This is a genomic window from Pseudoduganella chitinolytica (assembly GCF_029028125.1).
GTDB classification, from domain to species: domain Bacteria; phylum Pseudomonadota; class Gammaproteobacteria; order Burkholderiales; family Burkholderiaceae_D; genus Rugamonas; species Rugamonas chitinolytica.
Window position 1 is genome coordinate 5,395,841 of the sequence record NZ_CP119083.1, and the last position, 20,774, is coordinate 5,416,614.

Annotated in this window: 9 protein-coding genes and 1 riboswitch; of the genes, 7 read left to right on the top strand and 2 right to left on the bottom strand. The window is 67.2% G+C overall.

The genetic code is table 11. The annotated features are described in order from the left end of the window. Positions 1-73 precede the first annotated feature (73 nt). Entirely contained in the window at positions 74-8,674 is an 8,601-nt protein-coding gene (locus PX653_RS24050; RefSeq protein ID WP_371876382.1) for a glycoside hydrolase family 94 protein, read from the top strand. A gap of 101 nt (positions 8,675-8,775) precedes the next feature. Here PX653_RS24050 and PX653_RS24055 read toward each other — a convergent pair whose 3' ends face one another. After that, positions 8,776-9,351, bottom strand: a complete 576-nt coding sequence (locus PX653_RS24055) for a TMEM165/GDT1 family protein (RefSeq protein ID WP_277415196.1) — start codon at positions 9,349-9,351, stop codon at positions 8,776-8,778. 20 nt (positions 9,352-9,371) lie between these two features. Next, positions 9,372-9,558: riboswitch (yybP-ykoY riboswitch) on the bottom strand. Positions 9,559-9,693: 135 nt separating this feature from the next. On the opposite strand from PX653_RS24055, the gene PX653_RS24060 reads away from it, so the two are divergent. Further along, entirely contained in the window at positions 9,694-11,550 is a 1,857-nt protein-coding gene (locus tag PX653_RS24060) for a M1 family metallopeptidase (RefSeq protein WP_277415197.1), read from the top strand. Between the two features lie 23 nt (positions 11,551-11,573). Then, positions 11,574-13,193 (top strand): serine hydrolase, encoded by a 1,620-nt coding sequence (locus tag PX653_RS24065; protein WP_277415198.1) that lies wholly within the window; start codon positions 11,574-11,576, stop codon positions 13,191-13,193. Positions 13,194-13,584: 391 nt separating this feature from the next. Here the strand turns inward: PX653_RS24065 and PX653_RS24070 are convergent, their stop codons facing one another. Further along, complete coding sequence (locus PX653_RS24070) at positions 13,585-14,397, bottom strand: class I SAM-dependent methyltransferase (RefSeq protein WP_277415199.1); 813 nt, start codon at positions 14,395-14,397, stop codon at positions 13,585-13,587. A 283-nt stretch (positions 14,398-14,680) separates the two neighbouring features. Between PX653_RS24070 and PX653_RS24075 the strand changes: the two genes are divergently transcribed. The 4 genes from PX653_RS24075 (at position 14,681) to PX653_RS24090 (ending at position 20,774) form a co-directional block, all read left to right on the top strand. Continuing rightward, complete coding sequence (locus tag PX653_RS24075; RefSeq protein ID WP_277415200.1) at positions 14,681-16,318, top strand: TldD/PmbA family protein; 1,638 nt, start codon at positions 14,681-14,683, stop codon at positions 16,316-16,318. Between the two features lie 14 nt (positions 16,319-16,332). Further along, positions 16,333-17,670, top strand: a complete 1,338-nt coding sequence (locus PX653_RS24080) for a TldD/PmbA family protein (RefSeq protein ID WP_277415201.1) — start codon at positions 16,333-16,335, stop codon at positions 17,668-17,670. A gap of 112 nt (positions 17,671-17,782) precedes the next feature. Continuing rightward, positions 17,783-19,420, top strand: a complete 1,638-nt coding sequence (locus tag PX653_RS24085) for a TldD/PmbA family protein (protein ID WP_277415202.1) — start codon at positions 17,783-17,785, stop codon at positions 19,418-19,420. 16 nt (positions 19,421-19,436) lie between these two features. After that, positions 19,437-20,774, top strand: coding sequence for a TldD/PmbA family protein (locus tag PX653_RS24090; RefSeq protein WP_277415203.1), 1,338 nt, complete (start codon positions 19,437-19,439; stop codon positions 20,772-20,774).

Consider the following 20,774-nt stretch of genomic DNA (forward strand, 5'->3'; position numbering starts at 1 on the left):
GCGTACAGTGGCGTCCCCTGCGCCCGCCTAACATCGACTGTCACATACTGTCAGTTGCGTAAGCGAGGCCAAGTTGAACGAGACGCTCCCCGACACTCCCGCCGAAGATGACCTGCCGCTGCGCGCCGAGCTGTTCAGTGCGCAGCAGATGGCCAACCACGGCCGTGCGCTGGCGACGTCGCACCGGCTGAGCGGCAAGGGCGGTCCCGACCGCCTGCTGGCCCGGCTGACAGCCAACGCAACCGTCCTGCGCACGACGATCGAGGGACTGACGACGGCCGTGCGCGAGGGCCGCCAGGTGACGCCCGCCTCGGAATGGCTGCTCGATAATTACTACCTGATCGAAGAGCAGGTGCGCATCGCGCGGCGCCACCTGCCGAAGGACTACAGCAAGGAACTGCCGCGGCTGGCCTCGGATAGCGACACCCCGCGGGTGTACCGGCTGGCGCTGGAGGTGATCGCCCACGGCGACGGCCGCGTCGATCCGGAGAGCCTGTGCCGCTTCGTCGAGGCCTACCAGGAAGTGGCGCCGTTGACCCTGGGCGAGCTGTGGGCCATTCCCATCATGCTGCGCCTGGCGCTGCTGGAGAACCTGCGCCGCGCGGCCGCCCGCGTCGCGGACAACCGCTTCCAGCGCGACCTCGCCAACAGCTGGGCCGACCAGATGGTCGACGTGGCCGACAAGAACCCCAGTGGCCTGATCCTCGTCGTGGCCGACATGGCCCGCTCCAACCCGCCCGTCACCAGCGCCTTCGTGGCCGAACTGTCGCGCCGCCTGCAGGGGCAGAGCCCCGCGCTGACGCTGGCGCTGACGTGGGTGACGTACCGCCTGGCGGACGCCGGCCAGACCATCGAGCAGCAGATCCAGGCCGAGATCGGCCAGCAGGCCGCCGAACAGGTCTCGATCGCCAACAGCATCGGCAGCCTGCGCTTCCTCGGCACGATGGACTGGCAGGAGTTCGTCGAGACGATGAGCAAGGTCGAACACATCCTGCGCACCGATCCCGCCAGCGTGTACGGCACGATGGACTTCGCCACGCGCGACCAGTACCGCCACGTGATCGAGAAGATCGCCCGGCGCAGCAAGCTGTCCGAGGCCGACGTGGCCCGGCAGGCGGTGGACCTGGCGCGCGCCCATGCGGGCAGCGACGATGCACGCCATGGCCACGTGGGCTTCTACCTGATCGGCAAGGGCGTCGTGCTGCTGGAGCGGCAGGCCGGCATGCGCCGCACGCCCGCCCAGGCGCTGCGCCAGACGTTGCGGGCCGCGCCGTTGACGTCGTACCTGGGCGGCACCGCCGTGCTGTCCGTCGTGCTGACGGCGCTGATGCTGGAACGGGCCGTGCGCGATGGCGTGCAGGGCTGGGCGCTGGTGGTGCTGGCGGTGCTGGGCCTGATGGGCAGCAGCCAGCTGGCGTTGGCGCTGGTGAACTGGGTGGCCACGTTGATGGTGCGGCCGAACCCGCTGCCCCGGCTCGATTTCAAGGAAGGCATCCCGTCCGACGCGCGTGCGCTGGTCGTGGTGCCCTCGCTCCTGTACAGCGCCGCCAACATCGACGAACTGTGCGAGCAGCTGGAAGTGCGCTTCCTGGCCAACCGCGATCCGAACCTGCGTTTCTGCCTGCTGTCCGACTTCAACGACGCCGCCAGCGAGACGCTGCCCACCGATGCGGCGCTGCTGGCGCGGGCCCGCCAGCGCATTGAGGAGCTGAATCACCGCTACGACGAGGGCGACGGCGGGCCGTTCCTGCTGCTGCACCGCCCCCGCACCTACAACGCGGGCGAGGGCGGCTGGATCGGCTACGAGCGCAAGCGCGGCAAGCTGGGGGAGCTGAACCGCTTCCTGCGCGGCGGCGCGCGCGAGCGCTTCATGCTCGTCGTCGGCGAGACGGCGCAGCTGCACACGATCAAATACGTCATCACGCTCGATTCGGATACCCAGCTGGCGCGCGACTCGGCCCGCCAGTTCGTCGCCACGATGCGCCATCCGCTGAACCAGCCCCGCATCGATGCGCGGCGCAACCGCGTCGTCGAGGGCTACGGCATCCTGCAGCCGCGCGTGTCGGTCAGCCTGCCCAGCGCCAATGCGTCGCTGTACGAGAAGCTGTGCGGCGGCGAGCCAGGCATCGACCCGTACACCCGCACCGTGTCCGACGTCTACCAGGACGTGTTCGCGGAAGGCTCCTTCATCGGCAAGGGCATCTACGACGTGGACGTGTTCGAGCAGGTGCTGGGCGAGCGCTTCCCGGAAAACCGCATCCTCAGCCACGACCTGCTGGAAGGCTGCTACCTGCGTGCCGGCCTGCTGTCGGACGCGCAGCTGTACGAGCAGTATCCGCAGCGCTACCGCGACGACGTGACGCGGCGCCAGCGCTGGATCCGCGGCGACTGGCAACTGGCCGGCTGGCTGGCCGGGCGCGTGCGCACGGGCGCCGGCACGCGCGAACGCAATCCGCTGTCGGCGCTGTCGCGCTGGAAGCTGTTCGACAACCTGCGCCGCAGCCTGGTCGCACCCGTGCTGACCCTGGCGCTGCTGCTGGCCTTCGCCGCCTTGCCGCACCCGTGGTTCTGGACCGGGGCCGTGCTGGCCATTATCTTCGTGCCGGCGCTGGCCGCGGCGCTGTACGACCTGGCGCACAAGGCGCCCGACACGCTGTGGCGCCAGCACGTGCCGAACTCCCTGCGCCGCAGCGGCCTGCATTTCGCCCACGGCATCCTGATGCTGGTATTCCTGCCATACGAAGCCTGGTTCAGCCTCGATGCCATCGCCCGCACGCTGTGGCGCATGCTGGTGTCGCGCCGCAATCTGCTGGAGTGGCGCGCTTCGGCGCTGGCCCGCTCCAACGGTGGCCTGGCCGCGTCGTGGCGCACGATGTGGATCTCGCCCGCGCTGGCGCTGGCCGCCGGCGCCGCCCTGGCCGTCACGCGCATCCAGGCTTTCGAGGCCGCGGCGATCTTCCTCGTCGCATGGTTTGTCGCGCCGCTGGTCGCCTGGTGGATCAGCCGGCCGATCGAGCCGCTGCAGGCGCAGCTGGCGCCCGAGCAGCGCCAGTTCCTGCACACCCTGGCGCGCAAGACGTGGGCCTGGTTCGACACGTTCGTGGGACCGGACGACCATTGGCTGCCGCCCGATAACGTGCAGGAGCACCCCGGCACCGTCATCGCGCACCGCACGTCGCCCACCAATATCGGCATGGCGCTGCTGGCCAACCTGACGGCCTACGATTTCGGCTACGTCACGGTGCAGCAGCTGATCGGCCGTACCGCAGGCACGCTGCGCACGATGGGCACGATGGAGCGCTACCAGGGCCACTTCTACAACTGGTACGACACACAGTCCACCAAGCCGCTGCTGCCGATGTACGTCTCCACCGTCGACAGCGGCAACCTGGCCGGCCACCTGCTGACGTTGCAGGCCGGCCTGCTGGGCCTGGCGGACCAGCCCATCCTGGGACCGCAACTGGTGGACGGCCTGGCGACGACGTACCGCATCCTGGCCGACGAGGCCACCGCCGCCGGCATCGCGCCCGAGCAACTGGCGGCGTTGCGCGAGACGCTGGCGCCGGCGCAGCCGCGCTCCCCGGCCAACCTGGTGCAACTGCGGGCCTGGCTGATGGAAGCCACGGCGGCTGCGGATGCGTTCCTGGCGACGGGCGCCGACGAGGTGCGCCAGTGGGCCGCCGCGCTGGCCGCCCAATGCCATGCGGCGCTGGACGAAGTCAACCTGCTGGCGCCGTGGACGGGCGCCGAGGCGGGCAACGTGTTCGACGCCAGCCTGCTGCGTATTCCCACGCTGCGCGAACTGGCGGGCTACCCGCTGGCCGGTGCCGCGCTGTCGGACCTGGCGCCGGGGGAGCGCGAGCGGCGCCAGCACCTGTCCGTGCTGGTCGAGCAGGGGGCGGCGGCGGCCCGCGAGCGGCTGGCGACCTTGCAGGCACTGGCGGCGCAGGCGCGCGAGTTCGCCCAGCTGGACTACGGCTTCCTGTTCAACCGCACCACCAAGCTGCTGGCGATCGGCTACAACGTCAGCGAGCGGCGGCTCGATGCGAGCTACTACGATTTGCTGGCTTCCGAGGCGCGCCTGGCCAGCTTCGTCGCCATCGCCCAGGGCCAGCTGCCGCAGGAGCACTGGTTCGCGCTGGGCCGGCAGCTTGCCATCGTGCACGGCCAGCCCGTGCTGCTGTCGTGGAGCGGTTCGATGTTCGAGTACCTGATGCCGCTGCTGGTGATGCCGACCTATCCGCATACGCTGCTGGACCAGACCTACCGTTCGGTGGTCGCGGCGCAGATCGAGTACGGCCGCCAGCGCAACGTGCCGTGGGGGATTTCCGAATCGGGCTACACGACGGTGGACGCGGCGATGAACTACCAGTACCGCGCCTTCGGCGTGCCCGGCACGGGCATGAAGCGCGGCCTGGCCGACGATCTCGTGATCGCGCCGTACGCGACGATGATGGGCCTGATGGTGGATCCCGAAGCGGCTTGCGCCAACCTGGCACGCATGGCGGAACTGGGCTTCATGGGCCGCTACGGCTTCTACGAGGCGGTCGACTACACGCCGGCGCGCCTGCCGCGCGGCCAGGCGTTCGTCATCGTCAAGTCGTTCATGGTGCACCACCAGGGCATGGGCCTCTTGTCGTTGTCGTACCTGCTGCACGACCGGCCGATGCAGCGCCGCTTCGAGTCCGACCCGATGCTGCAGTCGGCCCTGCTGATGCTGCAGGAACGCAGCCCCCGCGTGGGCGCGTTCTACGCCAGCAGCGGCGGGCAGGCGCCGGCCCTGCGCGAGGCGGCCGCGCAGGAACAGGCCAGCCCGATGCGGATCCTGACCAGGCCCGATACGGCGGTGCCGGAGACCCAGCTGCTGTCGAATGGCCGCTATCACGTGATGGTGACGGCAGCCGGCGGCAGCTCGAGCCGCTGGAAGGACCTGATGGTGACGCGCTGGCGCGAGGACAGCACGCGCGACAACTGGGGCAACTTCTGCTACGTGCGCGACGTCGACAGCGGCCGCTTCTGGTCCAATACGTACCAGCCCACGCTGGCCGAACCGGAGCGCTACGAGGTGATCTACTCCGAAGGGCGGGCCGAGGTCCGGCGCAGCGACCATGGCATCGACCTGTACACGGAGATCGTCGTGTCGCCGGAAGACGATATCGAGATGCGCCGCATCCGCGTGACCAATAAGTCGGACCGCCAGCGCACCATCGAGCTGACCAGCTTTGCCGAGGTGACGATCGCGCCGGCGGCGGCCGATGCCGCGCACCCGGCGTTCTCCAAGCTGTTCGTGCAGACCGAGATCGTGCCGGACGAAAGCGCGATCCTGTGCACCCGCCGCCCGCGCAGCAAGGGCGAGCACACGCCGTTCCTGCTGCACGTGATGACGGTGCACGACGCCAAGGTGGTCGAGGTGTCGTACGAAACGGACCGGGCCCACTTCATCGGCCGCGGCAACTCGGTGCAGGCGCCGCGTGCGTTGCTCGAGCCGGGCGCGCTGGCCGGCGGGCACGGGTCGGTGCTGGACCCCGTCGTGGCGATCCGCTACCGCATCGTGCTGCAGCCCGACCAGGTCGCGACCGTGGACATCGCGACCGGCATGGCCGATACGCGCGAGGCGGCCCAGTCGCTGATCGACAAGTACCAGGACCGCCACATGGCCGACCGCGTGTTCGAGCTGGCCTGGACGCACAGCCAGGTGGTGCTGCGCCAGTTGAACGCCAGCGAGGCGGACGGCCAGCTGTACAGTCGCCTGGCCAACCACGTGATCTATCCGAATGCGACGCTGCGGGCCGAGCCGGCGGTATTGATCCGCAACCAGCGCGGCCAGTCCGGCCTCTGGCCATATGCGATCTCGGGCGACCTGCCGATCGTGCTGCTGCAGGTGAAGGATGCGGACAATATCGAGCTGGCGCGCCAGATGGTCCAGGCGCATGCCTACTGGCGCCTGAAAGGGCTGGTGGTGGACCTGGTGATCTGGTACGAGGACACGTCCGGCTACCGCCAGGCGCTGCACGACCAGATCATGGGCCTGATCGCATCGGGCATCGAGGCGCAGTCGATCGACCGCCCCGGCGGCATCTTCGTGCGCCCGCTCGAGCAGATCTCGCCGGAGGACCGCATCCTGCTGCAGACGGTGGCGCGCGTCATCGTCGGCGACGGCCGCGGCTCGCTGGCCGAGCAGGTCAAGCGGGCCGGCCCGCCGCCGCTGCGCATGCCGCCGCTGCTGGCGGACAACCGCGGCGAGTATGACGACGCCGGCCCCGTCACGCACGTGCCGCACGACCTGATCCTCGCCAACGGCATCGGCGGCTTCACGCCGGACGGGCGCGAGTACGTGATCGTCACTGGACCGGGCCGGCGCACGCCGGCACCCTGGTCGAACGTGCTGGCCAACCCGCAGTTCGGCAGCGTCATTTCCGAAAGCGGCCAGGCCTACACGTGGCACGAGAACGCGCATGAATTCCGCCTGACGCCATGGCACAACGACCCGATCACCGATGCCAGCGGCGAAGCGTTCTACCTGCGCGACGAGGCCAGCGGCCACTTCTGGTCGCCCACGCCGCTGCCGGCGCGGGGTGCCGGCGACTACGTCACGCGCCACGGCTTCGGCTACAGCACGTTCGAGCACACCGAGGCGGGCATCGCGTCCACCCTGACGACCTACGTCGCCCAGGATGCGCCGCTGCGCTACACGGTCCTCAAGGTGCGCAATGACTCGCCGGTGCCGCGCCGCTTGAGCGCGACGGGCTACGTCGAATGGGTGCTGGGCGAGATGCGCTCGAAGTCGGGCATGCACATCGTCACCGAGGTCGATCCCGTCAGCGGCGCGCTGCTGGCCCGCAATGCCTACAACACGGAGTTCTCCGGCCGGGTGGCGTTCTTCAATGCCGATACGACCACGCGCACCGTGACGGGTGACCGCACCGAGTTCATCGGCCGCAATGGCACCCTGGACAGCCCGGCGGCGCTGGGGCGCCAGCGCCTGTCCGGCAAGGTCGGCACGGGGCTGGACAGCTGCGCGGCGATCCAGGTGCCGTTCGACCTGCAGCCCGGCCAGGAACGCGAGATCGTCTTCGTGCTGGGCCTGGGCGGCCGGCGCAACGCCGATGCGACGACGATGGTGCAGAAGCACGGCGGCGCCGCGGCCGCGCAGGAAGCGCTGGCGGCTGTGCGGGCGCATTGGGGCACCACCTTGTCGGCGGTGCAGGTCGCGACGCCCGATCCGGCGCTCGACGTCATCGCCAACGGCTGGCTGATGTACCAGACCATCGCCTGCCGCCTGTGGGCCCGCAGCGGTTACTACCAGTCCGGCGGCGCGTTCGGGTTCCGCGACCAGCTGCAGGACGCGATGGCGCTGGTGCACACCGAGCCGCACCTGCTGCGCGAGCACCTGCTGCTGTGCGCCACGCACCAGTTCGTGGAGGGCGACGTGCAGCACTGGTGGCACCCGCCGGCCGATCGCGGCGTGCGCACGCATTGTTCGGACGATTACCTGTGGCTGGCCCTCGCGGCCAGCCGCTACGTGGAGGTGACGGGCGATGCGGCCGTGCTGGACGAGCCGGCGCACTACCTGGAAGGGCGCCCCGTCAAGCCGGAGGAGGATTCGTACTACGACTTGCCGGCGCGCTCGGCGCAGGCGGGCGACCTGTACGAGCACTGCGTGCGTGCCATCCGCCATGGACTGCGCTTCGGCGAGCACGGCCTGCCGCTGATCGGTTCCTGCGACTGGAACGACGGCATGGATAAAGTAGGCGCCGAAGGCAAGGGCGAGAGCGTATGGCTGGCATGGTTCCTGATCGAGGTGCTGCGCCGCTTCGCGCCGTTGGCCGAAGGACGCGGCGACGCGGCGTTCGCGGCCGAATGCCGCAGCGAAGCCGACAAGCTGGCCGCCAACGTCGAACAGCATGCGTGGGATGGCGATTGGTACCGGCGCGCCTGGTTCGACGACGGCACGCCGCTGGGATCGCAAGAGAACCCCGAGTGCCAGATCGATTCGATCTCGCAGAGCTGGGGCGTCCTGTCCGGCGCCGCCGATCCGGAGCGCTCGCGCCAGGCAATGGCGCAGGTCGATCGGCGCCTGGTGCGGCGCGATTTCGGCCTGATCCAGCTGCTCGACCCACCGTTCGACAAGTCCGACCTGAACCCCGGCTACATCCGCGGCTACGTGCCGGGCGTGCGCGAGAACGGCGGCCAGTACACCCATGCCGCCATCTGGACGGTGATGGCGTTCGCCCAGCTGGGCGATACGGACAAGGCGTGGGAGCTGATGCGGCTGATCAATCCGGTGCAGCATGCCAGCGACAGCGACAACGTCGCGACCTACAAGGTGGAGCCGTATGTCGTCACGGCCGACATCTACGCGGTCGAACCGCACGTGGGGCGGGGCGGCTGGAGCTGGTACACGGGCTCGTCCGGCTGGATGTACCGGCTGATCCTGGAATCGCTGCTGGGTGTACGGCGCATGGGCGACCGCCTCGCCGTCGCCCCGCGCCTGCCGGCCGGCTGGAACGGCTTCACCATGAGCTACCGCTACGGCAGCAGCCGCTACCTGGTGCGCGTCACGCGCGGCGCCGCGGCGGTGGTGGTTGATGGCGACTTCATTGCCGACGGCGTGATCGCGCTTGTCGACGACGGCAGGGAGCATGCGGTGGAAGTGCGCGTCGGCACCCCATGAAGCACCGGGGTCTGTCCCTGCGGGACTGACCCCGAAGTTTACTCAAGGTACCGTAACGCACGCAGACTTCGGGGTCAGACCCGGAGGGTCAGACCCCAACCTTACAACCCCACAGCCTGCCCGACCCCCAGCAACGTCGCCACGCCCAGCGCGACAAAGATGACCGCGGCAATCCCATGCACCAGCTTCAGGTTGACGGCGGTGGCGGCCCGCTTGCCGATATAGACCGCCGGCACGTTCGCCAGCATCATGCCCAGCGTGGTACCGACGACGACAGGCACGATCTGCTCGAAGCGGGCGGCCAGGGCCACGGTGGCGATCTGCGTCTTGTCGCCCATCTCGGCCAGGAAGAAGGCGATGACGGTGGCGGCGAACACGCCGTAGCGGCTCGTGTGCGGTTCGTTCTCGTCGATCTCGTCGGGCACCATGATCCAGGCGGCCATGGCGAGGAAGCCCAGGCCCAGTACCCAGCGCAGCACTTCGGGGCCCATGACGCCGGTGATCCAGCTGCCCACGGCGGCCGCGAAGAAATGGTTGACGAGCGTGGCGACGAAGATGCCGAAGACGATGGGCAGCGGGCGACGGAACTGCGTGGCAAGGACAAAGGCGAGGAGCTGGGTCTTGTCGCCGATTTCAGCAAGGGCGACGATACCGGTGGAGACGAGGAAGGCTTCCATGAGGGTGGCGAATGAATGGCAAGGGCCGGACGTTTACCAAGGACCCATGGGCAGCCCCGGCCCGTTAGCGGCCGCCCGTGGATCATTGGTCTCGCCAAGCCTTTCGGCCACCTGCACCACGGCCGCAAGACGGCCGATCATGTTGACGCAGGTTCTTCGCGCACCAGGGCGGAAGGAGGCTACTCCCCAAGAACGCGCACATCATAGCAGAACCCATCGCGGAACAGGCGGGCGGCTCGGCGATAAGCGGTCCGGGCCACACTGCCGGATGGCTCTTGTATGCTATTCTCACCGCGCCGCCCGCGACCCGGGCCCGGCCCACGTCATTAGGAAAGAGACTTCATGCGAACACCCTTCACACTGCGCGCCGCAGGCTCCGTCATCATGCTGGCGCTGCTCGGCCCCGTCTCCGCGTTTGCCCAGGATCCCCTGAGCTATGCCCGCTACAACGAAGTGCGCACCACCGCGCTGCACCTCGACCTGAAGGCCGATTTCGGCCGCAAGACGCTGGCCGGCTATGCCGAACTGACCTTGAACTGGCTGGACAAGAACGCCCGCACGCTGGTGCTGGACACCAGGCAGCTGAGCATCGCGCGCGTGCAGGTGCAGACCGCCAACGGCGGCTGGGCGCCCGCTTCGTACATGCTCGACAAGGCCGATCCGAAGAAGGGCCAGGCACTGCGCATCTCGTTGCAGAACCAGCCGAACAAGGTCCGCATCTACTACCACACCGCGCCCACGGCCAATGCCTTGCAGTGGCTCACGCCGACGCAGACGTTGTCCGGCAAGCGTCCGTTCATGTTCAGCCAGTCGCAGCCGATCGATGCCCGCTCGTGGGTGCCGGTGCAGGACACGCCGGCGGTGCGCTTCACCTACACGGCCCGCGTGGCGGCGCCGAACGGCATGCGCGTCGTCATGAGCGCGGAGAACGATCCACAGGGCACGGGCAAGGGCGGCTGGACATTCCGCATGCCGCAGCCGATTCCGTCGTACCTGCTGGCGATCGCAATCGGCGAATTGCAGGTGCGCAACCTGGGGCCCCGTTCGGCCGTGTACGCGGAACCGGGCCGCATCGAGGCTGCCGCGTTCGAGCTGGCCGATACGGAGAAGATGATCGCCGCCGCCGAATCGCTGTACGGCGCCTACCGGTGGGGCCGTTACGACATGCTGGTGGCGCCGCCGTCGTTCCCCATCGGCGGCATGGAAAACCCGCGCATGACGTTCCTGACGCCGACGATGATCGCCGGCGACCGCAGCCTGAACGACCTGATCGCGCATGAACTGGCGCACTCGTGGTCCGGCAACCTCGTCACGAACGCGTCGTGGAAGCACTGGTGGCTCAACGAAGGCTTTACCACCTACGTGACGACGCGCGTCATCGAAAGCCTGTACGGCAGCGAAGTGGCGGACATGAACCTGCAGGTCGAGCAGGAGGAGGCGATCGCGTCGCTGAAGGAGATCCCCGTCGCCAAACAGGCACTGCTGACGCGCGACCCGGACGTCAACCCGGACACGTACACGGACGAAGGCCTGGCCTATCCGAAGGGCGCCTGGTTCCTGCGCACGCTGGAGCAGCGTGCCGGCCGCGAGGTGTTCGATCCGTTCCTGCGCGGCTGGTTCGACCAGCACGCGTTCCAGTCCGTCACGACCGAGCAGTTCCTGGCCTACCTGCGCGCCAACCTGCTGGACAAGCATCCGGAGATCATGACGCAGGCGGAGCTGGACGAGTGGTTGTACGGCGCCGGCATTCCAGCCAGCGCCAAGCGCGTCGTGTCGCAGCGCTTCGCCGCCGTCGATACCCAGCGCGACGCCTGGCTGAAGGGCGAGCAGGCCACCGCCGACCTGACGGCGCGCACCTGGACGGCGATGGAATGGATGCACTTCCTGAACGACATCGACAACAAGGCCAATGCCAACCAGCTGCGTGAGCTGGACCAGACCTTCGGCCTGCGCACGAGCCGCAACAACGAGATCGCCTACCGCTTCTACCTGGCGGCCGTGCACGCGAACTACGACGTGCGCCCGCAGCTCAATGCCTTCCTGATGAGCGTGGGGCGGCAGAAATTCGTCGTGCCGCTGTATACCGCGCTGCTGAAAAACCCGAACCAGGCCGCGTGGGCGCGCGACGTGTTCGCCAAGGCGCGGCTGCGCTACCACCCCGAAACCCAGGCTTCGGTGGCGAAGCTCTTGAAGAAATAAACGGAACGAAACGGAGCATGCCGATGCACCTGAAAAAACCATTCATCGCGGCGCTGCTGCTGGCCGCTTGCGGCGCGGCGGCGTCGCACATTCCCGTGCTGGCGGCCGACGCGGCCGGCGCCATTGTCACCAATGCCCCCACCGCGGCGGCATTCGACCTGGAACGGGACGTCAACGCCGCGTTGAAGGCATTCGACGTGCCCGGCATGGCGATTGCCATCGTCAAGGACGGCCAGGTCGTCGCCGCCAGGGGCTTCGGCATGCGCAAGCTGGGCGACCCGGCACCGGTAACGGGCAAGACGCTGTTCGAGATCGCCTCGAATTCCAAGGCCTTCACGGCGGCGGCACTGGCCCAACTGGTCGACCAGGGCAAGCTGGCGTGGGACGATCCGGTCACCAAGCACGTGCCGGAGTTCCAGATGTACGACCCGTACGTGACGCGCGAGATGACTGTGCGCGACCTGCTGGTGCACCGCAGTGGCCTCGGCCTGGGCGCGGGCGACCTGCTGTGGTGGCCGACGACGAAGTTCAGTACGGACGAGATCATCCACCGGCTGCGCTACGTGAAACCGGCCACCAGCTTCCGCGCCAACTACGCCTACGACAACCTGCTGTATATCGTGGCGGGCCGCATCGTGGCGCAGAAGACGGGCAAGAGCTGGGGCGAAGCGGTACAGGCGCAGATCCTGGGCCCGCTGGGCATGACGGGCACGACGACCAGCGTGGCCGCGATGTGGCAGTCGCCCGACCATGCGTCGCCGCACAGCCGCATCGGCGAACGGATCGCCGTCGTCAAGCCGATGCCGGTCGAGAACGCGATCGGCGCCGTCGGCATCAATACCAACGCCGAGGACTTCGCCAAGTGGATGAACGCGCTGCTGGCAAGCGGTACTGCCGGGGACACCCGCCTGTTCAGCGCCGCCCAAGCGCGCGAACTGTGGACGTCGCAAACGCCCGTCAAGATCGTGGAGCCGAAGCCGGCGCTGGCGGCCACGCGCGCCAACTTCAATTCGTATGGCCTGGGCTTTTACGTGCGGGACTACCGCGGCCGCAAGCTCGTCATGCATGGCGGCGCACTGCAGGGCTTTTATTCGCGCGTGATGATGCTGCCGGACGAGAAGCTGGGCGTCGCCATCTTCACCAACGCCGAGAACGGCGCCTCGATGGCCGCGCTGGGCTGGCGCATCCTCGACCATTACCTGGGCGTCGCGCCGACCGACTGGGTCGGCCTCTACGCGGCGCAGCAGCAGCAGAACCACCGCGACGAACTGGCGCGGCAGGCCAAGGCCACGGCGGCGCGCGCGGCGGGATCGAAACCGTCGCTGCCGCGCACTGCCTACGATGGCGAGTACAGCGATCCCTGGTACGGGAGCGCCGTCATCCGCCACGAGGGCAGGAAGCAGATCCTCTCGTTCACCCGCACGCCGGACCTGACGGGCGAGTTGGAGCACTTCCAGCACGACACGTTCATCGTGCGCTGGAAGGAGCGCAACTTCAACGCCGATGCCTACGTGACGTTTGCGCTGAATCCGGATGGCTCGATCGAACGCATGAAGATGGCCGCGGTATCGACCGAAACGGACTTCAGCTACGACTTCCACGACCTGTCGTTCACGCCGGTGAAGGCCAAGGCGGCACCGTAAGCAAGGAAAACCGGTGTCAGGCAGCTGATTGCAGGTGAAGACCTGCAATCAGCTGCCTGACACCACGCGTTTCTCCACAGGGCCTACCCTGTCAAACCTGCCAGCTTCGGGCGAAAATTCGCAAAAACAGATGTAACAGTGCGTTTCAGTGAGTCTCTTTCATGTGCAAATGCAGCATAATCATGCTCTTGTCATAAGATGAAGGTTGTCTCCGCATGAACGAGCTGGTTGTGTCGATTGTCGTCGTGTGCGGCTCCATGGTCGCCGGTTTCGTGGCCTTTTGCACCCTGATGAGCCGGATCCAGCGCCGCTGAGGCGAGCGGGTCCCCGAACAAGAAAAGCCGCCGGAACGTGTGTTCCGGCGGCTTTTTTGTTTTGGCGAGCCTACTGTTTATTTCTTGACGAACTTGAGCGTCATCCGGTCGCTCTCGCCGATCGCCGCGTACTTCGCGCGGTCCTCGTCCTTGTTGCCGTACGTCGGCGGCAGGGCCCACACGCCGCCCTTGTGGTCGGCCGTGTCTTTCGGATTGGCGTTGATCTCGGACTTCTCGGCCAGCTTGAAGCCGGCACCTTCCACCATCTTGATCACATAGGCCTCGTGCATGTAGCCGCTCGACGCGGTCGCGTCCTGCTTCTGCGCGGCGGGCAGGCGGTGCTCGACGACGCCGAACACGCCGCCCGGCTTCAGCGCCGTGTGCACGCTGGCCAGCAGCGCCTTCAGCTTCTCGTCGCCCGCGCCCATCCAGTTGTGCAGGTTACGGAACGTCAGCACCATGTCCACGCTGCCAGGCGCCGCGTAATTGAAGACGCCCGCACCCGGTTCGAATGCACCCAGCTGCACCTTGCCGTAGGCGGTCGGGTTGGCGTCCAGGCGCTGCTTGAAGCGTTCGCCCGCCTTGGCCGTGTTCGGGGTCTTCGAACCCGGCGTCGCGCCGGCCGCGATCAGTTTGCCCTTGTCGCGCAGGTAGGGGGCCAGGATCTCCGTGTACCAGCCGCCGCCCGGCGCCAGTTCGACCACCGTCATGTCCGGCCGGATGCCGAAGAAGGTCAGCGTCTCGTAGGGATGGCGATAGGTATCGCGCTGGACGTTGTCCGGGGTGCGGGAGCTGCTGGCAATCGCTGCCTTCAGGGCGGCGTCGTCCGCGGCATAGGCGGGGGCGCTGCCGGCGGCCGCCAGCAAGGCGGCGGCGAGGAATCGTTTCATGCGTGGTCTCCTGTGATGGGAATGAACGGGCGGCGCCATGGCCGCCCCAGTTGATCATCAGTCAAGATGGCGGCCCGGTCAAGTGTCCGCGCCGGACGACCGCGGACAGTCGTGGACAGGTCGTGTACACGCCGCGCGGCCGTTGCGACCCTGCGTGCCGGGGCGATGTCGTCAAGTACGCAACACTTTCAAAATGGCATGAACTTTGCATGCTCGACACGTTGGTTTGCTGGTAAGGTTGCCGGTCAAATCATGCGCCCTGTCTTACTTACCTGGAGACTTTATGGAACGACGTGCATTTCTCAATCTGGGCGGCGCCGCCCTCGGCACGCTGCTGCTGCCGCCCTTCGGCCATGCCATCGCGGCCGAGGAACTGGTCAAGCCGGTCGAAACGAAGTTCAAGAAAATGCTGGCCGACACGGCCCTGCAAGCCGCCACGCAAGCCGGCGCCAGCTACTGCGACGTGCGCGTGGGCCGCTACCTGAACCAGTTCATCACGACGCGCGACCTCAATATCGAGAATGTCACGAACACGGAATCGGCCGGCGTCGGCGTGCGCGTCATCGCCAATGGCGCCTACGGCTTTGCCGCCACCAACGACATGACGCCGGACGGCGTGGCCGGCGCCGCGCGCCAGGCCGTCGCGATTGCCCGCGCCAACGCCAAGCTGCAGACCGAACCGGTGCAGCTTGCACCGACACCGGGGGTCGGCGAGGTGGCCTGGGCCACGCCGTTCAAGAAGGACTGGCGCCTGGTGCCGATCAAGGAAAAGGCCGAGCTGCTGATCGCCGGGAACAAGGCCGGCATGGAAGGCGGCGCGTCGTTCATGCAGTCGCTGCTGTTCCAGGTCAACCAGCAGAAGTATTTTGCGTCCACCGACGGTTCGTACATCGACCAGGACCTGCACCGCCTGTGGGTGCCGTTCTTTGCGACCGCCGTGGACAAGAAGAGCGGCAAGTTCCGCTCCCGTTCCGGCCTGTCCACGCCCGTCGGCATGGGCTACGAATACCTCGACGGCCGCAAGGAGGACAAGTTCCAGGCCGCCGGCGGCGTCACGACGCTGTACCGCAACTCGTACGACCTGGTCGAAGATGCGCGCGCGGCCGGCAGGCAGGCCAAGGCGAAGCTGACGGCCAAGTCGGTCCAGCCGGGCAAATACGACCTGGTGCTGTCGCCCGAACACCTGTGGCTGACGATCCACGAATCGGTCGGCCACCCGACGGAACTGGACCGCGTGCTGGGCTACGAGGCCAACTTCGCCGGTACCAGCTTCGCCACGCTGGACAAGTGGCAGTCGAAGAACTTCAAGTACGGGGCCGACATCGTCAACATCGTGGCCGACAAGACCACCCCGGGTTCGCTGGGCGCGGTCGGCTACGACGACGAAGGCGTCAAGTGCAAGCGCTGGGACATCATCAAGGACGGCATGCTGGTGAACTACCAGGCCACGCGCGACCAGGCCCACATCATCGGCGAGAAGGAATCGCACGGCTGCTCGTATGCGGACAGCTGGAGCAGCGTGCAATTCCAGCGCATGCCGAACGTCTCGCTGGCCGCCGGCAAGAAGCGCCTGACGCCGGACGAGATGATCAAGGACGTCAAGAAGGGCATCTATATTGTTGGCGACGGTTCGTTCTCGATCGACCAGCAGCGCTACAACTTCCAGTTCGGCGGCCAGCTGTACTACGAAATCCGTGACGGCAAGATCACCCAGCCGCTGGAAGACGTGGCCTACCAGGCCAACACGCAGGAGTTCTGGAACGCGTGCACGGCGTTGTGCGACGAACGCGACTGGCGCATGGGCGGCTCGTTCTTCGACGGCAAAGGCCAGCCGAGCCAGGTCAGCATCGTGTCGCACGGTGCGGCGACGACCCGCTTCAACGGCATCAACGTGATCAATACCGCCCGCAAGATCGGCTGAGAGAGGACAGGCAGATGAAGAAGTTGAACCAGGAAGACACCAAGCGCATTACCGACAAGGTGCTGTCGCTGTCGAAGGCCGACGAATGCACGGTCACGATCAACGGCGGGCGCACCGGCAATATCCGCTACGCCCGCAATGCCGTCTCCACGGCCGGCCTGGTGGAGAACACCAGCCTGTCCGTCTCGGTCGCCTTCGGCAAGAAGCAGGGCACCGCCACCGTCAATGAATTCGACGACAAGTCGCTGGAGAAGGCGGTGCGGCGCGCCGAGGACCTGGCACGCCTGGCGCCGGAAAACCCGGAGTTCATGCCCACGCCCGCCGGCGTGGCCTTCAAGCCTTCGGCCACGTTCAGCGAGAAAACGGACGCGATCGATCCGGAGTACCGCGCCCAGGTCGCGGCCTACAGCATCGAGGCGTGCCGCAAGAACAAGCTGGTGGCGGCGGGCTTCTTCACCGACGAAAGCGCGTTCCAGACGATCGCCAACTCGCGTGGCGTGTTCGGCCACCAGCAGCGCACCAGCGTGGACTTCACGTGCACGGTACGCACGGAAGATGGCCGCGGCTCGGGCTGGGTACGGCGCGACGCCAGCGACGTGAGCAGGTTCGATGCCCGTGCGGCATCCGACATCGCCATCGAGAAGGCCCTGCGTTCGGTCGAGGCCAAGGCGCTGGAGCCGGGCCGCTACACGGTGATCCTGGAGCCGGCCGCAACGTCGGACCTGATGGCCTACATGTTCAACAGCTTCGAAGCGCGCAGCGCCGACGAGGGCCGCAGCTTCCTGGCGAAAAAGGGCGGCGGCAACCGGCTCGGCGACAAGCTGTTCGACGAACAGGTCAACGTGTGGGCCGACCCATGGCATCCGGACGTGCCCGTGCTGCCATGGGACAGCCAGACCATGCTGCCGCGCGAGAAGATGGACCTGATCAAGGGCGGCAAGATCGCGGCGCTGAACTACTCGCCGTTCTGGGCCAAGAAACAGGGCGCACGCGCCGTGGGCCAGCCGGGCAATATTGTCATGGCCGGCGGCAGCAAGTCGACCGCGGAGCTGATCGCCAACACGAAGAAGGGCGTGCTGGTCACGCGTACCTGGTACATCCGCATGGTCGACCCGCAGTCGGTCCTGCTGACGGGCCTGACGCGCGACGGCACGTTCTATATCGAGAACGGCAAGATCAAGCACCCGATCAAGAACTTCCGCTTCAACGAAAGCCCCGTCACGATGCTGAACAATATCGACGAGCTGGGACGCCCGGAGATCCTGGCGGGAGACGAGAGCGACTTCCAGCTGCTGATCCCGGCGATGCGGGTCAGGGATTTCAACTTTACGTCGTTGTCGGACGCGGTCTAGCTGTCGGCGCCAGATGCACTGGGGTCGGTCCCCGCAGGGGACTGACCCCGAAGTTGAGTGTCGCAAAAATTCGGGGACAGTCCCCTGCGGGGACGGTCCCCAAGGAGCACAAGTGGAACGTCGTACTTTTCTGAAAGTCAGCGCCGCCGCCGGCGGCACGCTGCTGGTGCCGGTCTTCGGCAACGCCATCGCGGCCGAGGAGCTGCTCAACCCCCTGTCGGTCCAGTTCAAGAAGACGCTGGCCGATGCCGCGCTGAACGCGGCCACCAAGGCCGGCGCGTCGTACTGCGACGTGCGCATCGGCCGCTACCTGAACCAGTTCATCACGACGCGCGACACCAACGTCGAGAACATCGTCAACACCGAGTCCTCCGGCGTGGGCGTGCGCGTCGTCGCCAACGGCGCCTATGGCTTCGTGGCGACCAACGTCATGACGGCCGACGCCGTGGCGGAGGCGGCGCGCCAGGCGGTGGCGATCGCCCGCGCCAATGCGCGCCTGCAGAGCGAGCCGGTGCAGCTGGCACCCGTCAAGGGTGTCGGCGAGGTCGCGTGGGCGACGCCGTTCACGAAGGACTGGCGCACGGTGCCCGTCAAGGACAAGGCTGAGATGCTGATCGCCGCCAACAAGGCCGCGCTGGGCACGGGCGCCACGTTCATGACGTCGATGCTGTTCCAGGTCAACCAGCAGAAGTACTTCGCGTCGACCGACGGCTCCTACATCGACCAGGACATCCACCGCCTCTGGTCGCCGTTCACGGCAACGGCCGTGGACAAGGCCAGCGGCAAGTTCCGCACGCGCGACGGCCTGTCGTCGCCGGCGGGCATGGGCTACGAGTTCTTCGATGCCCAGCCGCGCCACAAGGTGCGCGCCGCCGGCGGTGTCACCACGCTCTACCACGGCGCCTACGACATCGTCGAGGATGCCCGTGCGGCGGGCCGCCAGGCGCGCGAGAAGCTGACGGCCAAAAGCGTCGAGCCGGGCAAGTACGACCTCGTGCTCTCCCCTGAACACCTGTTCCTGACGATCCACGAGTCCGTCGGCCACGCCACGGAGCTGGACCGCGTGCTGGGCTACGAGGCCAACTACGCCGGCACCAGCTTCGCCACGCTGGACAAATGGCAGTCGAAGAAATTCAAGTACGGCTCGGACATCGTCAACTTTGTTGCGGACCGCACCACGCCCGGCTCGCTGGGCGCGGTGGGCTACGACGACGAGGGCGTACCGGGCAAGCGCTGGGACATCATCAAGGACGGCGTGCTGGTGAACTACCAGGCCACGCGCGACCAGGCCCACATCATCGGCGAGAAGGCGTCCCATGGTTGCTCGTTTGCCGACAGCTGGAGCAGCGTGCAGTTCCAGCGCATGCCGAACGTGTCGTTGGCGGCCGGGACGAAGAAGCTGACGCCGGACGAACTGGTGAAAGACGTCAAGAAAGGCATCTACATCCTGGGCCGCGGCTCGTATTCGATCGACCAGCAGCGCTACAACTTCCAGTTCGGCGGCCAGCTGTTCTACGAGATCAAGGATGGCAAGGTCACCCAGCAGCTGGGCGACGTCGCGTACCACGCCAACACGCAGGAGTTCTGGAACGCGTGCACGGCCATGTGCGACGAGCGCGACTGGCGCATGGGCGGCTCCTTCTTCGACGGCAAGGGCCAGCCGAGCCAGATCAGCGCCGTGTCGCACGGGTCGAGCACGACGCGCTTCAATGGCATCAACGTCATCAACACGGCGCGCAAGATCGCCTGAGCGGCAAAGGACAAGCATGAAACTACTGAACCAGGATGAGGCCAGGCGCATCAGCGACAAGGTGATGGCGCTGACGAAAGCCGATGAATGCCGCGTGACGATCTCGGGCGCACGCAAGGGCAATGTGCGCTATGCGCGCAACAGCGTGTCCACGGCAGGGCTGGTGGAGGACACGCAGCTGGCCGTGTCGGTCGCCTTCGGCAAGCGCCAGGGCACGGCGCAGGTCAATGAGTTCGATGACAACTCGCTGGAAAAGGCCGTGCGCCGTGCCGAGGAAACGGCGCGTCTCGCGCCGGAAAACCCGGAGTTCATGCCGGCCATGGCCAAGCAGGCCTTCCGCCCGTCCGCCACGATGCATCCGAATGCCAAGGCGTTCACGCCGGAGTACCGCGCCGAGGTCGCGTTCCAGAGCATCGACGCGGCCCGCAAGAAGGGCCTCGTGGCCGCCGGCTTCTTTGCCGACAGCACGGGCTTCGAATGCATCGCCAATTCCAACGGTGTGTTCGGCTACCAGGAGCTGGCCAGCCTGAACTTCACGGTGACGACGCGCACGGAGGACGGCCGCGGCTCCGGCTGGGTCAACCGCGCCGCCTACGACCCGAAACAGTTCGATGCGCGCGCCGCCTCCGAGATCGCCATCGAGAAGGCGCTGCGCTCGGTCGAGGCGAAGGCGCTGGAGCCGGGCCGCTACACGGTGGTGCTGGAGCCGTCCGCCTCGTCCGACCTGCTCAACTTCATGTTCAATGCCTTCGATGCGCGCCAGGCCGACGAGGGCCGCAGCTTCCTGGCCAGGAAGGGCGGCGGCAACCGGCTGGGCGAGCGCCTGTTCGACGGGAAGGTCAACGTGTGGGCCGACCCGTGGGATGCCAACGCGCCCGTGCTGCCGTGGGAGCAGCAGTCGATGATGGCGCGCCAGAAGACGGACCTGATCAGGAATGGCCAGGTCGCCTCGCTCGACTACGACCGCTACTGGGCGCAGAAGACGGGCAAGCAGGCCAGCGCGGATCACGGCAACCTCATCATGGCCGGCGGCAGCAAGTCGACCGAGCAGCTGATCGCGGAAACGAAGAAGGGCATCCTCGTCACGCGCACGTGGTATATCCGCATGGTCGATCCGCAGTCGGTATTGCTGACGGGCCTGACGCGCGACGGCACGTTCTACATCGAGAACGGGCAGGTCAAGCACCCGATCAAGAACTTCCGTTTCAACGAGAGCCCCGTGGTCATGCTGAACAACATCGACGAGCTGGGCAAGCCGATGCTGATCGGCGACGCCGGTTCGCGCTTCCGCATGATGATTCCGGCGATGCGCGTGCGCGACTTCAACTTCACGTCGCTGTCGGACGCCGTCTGA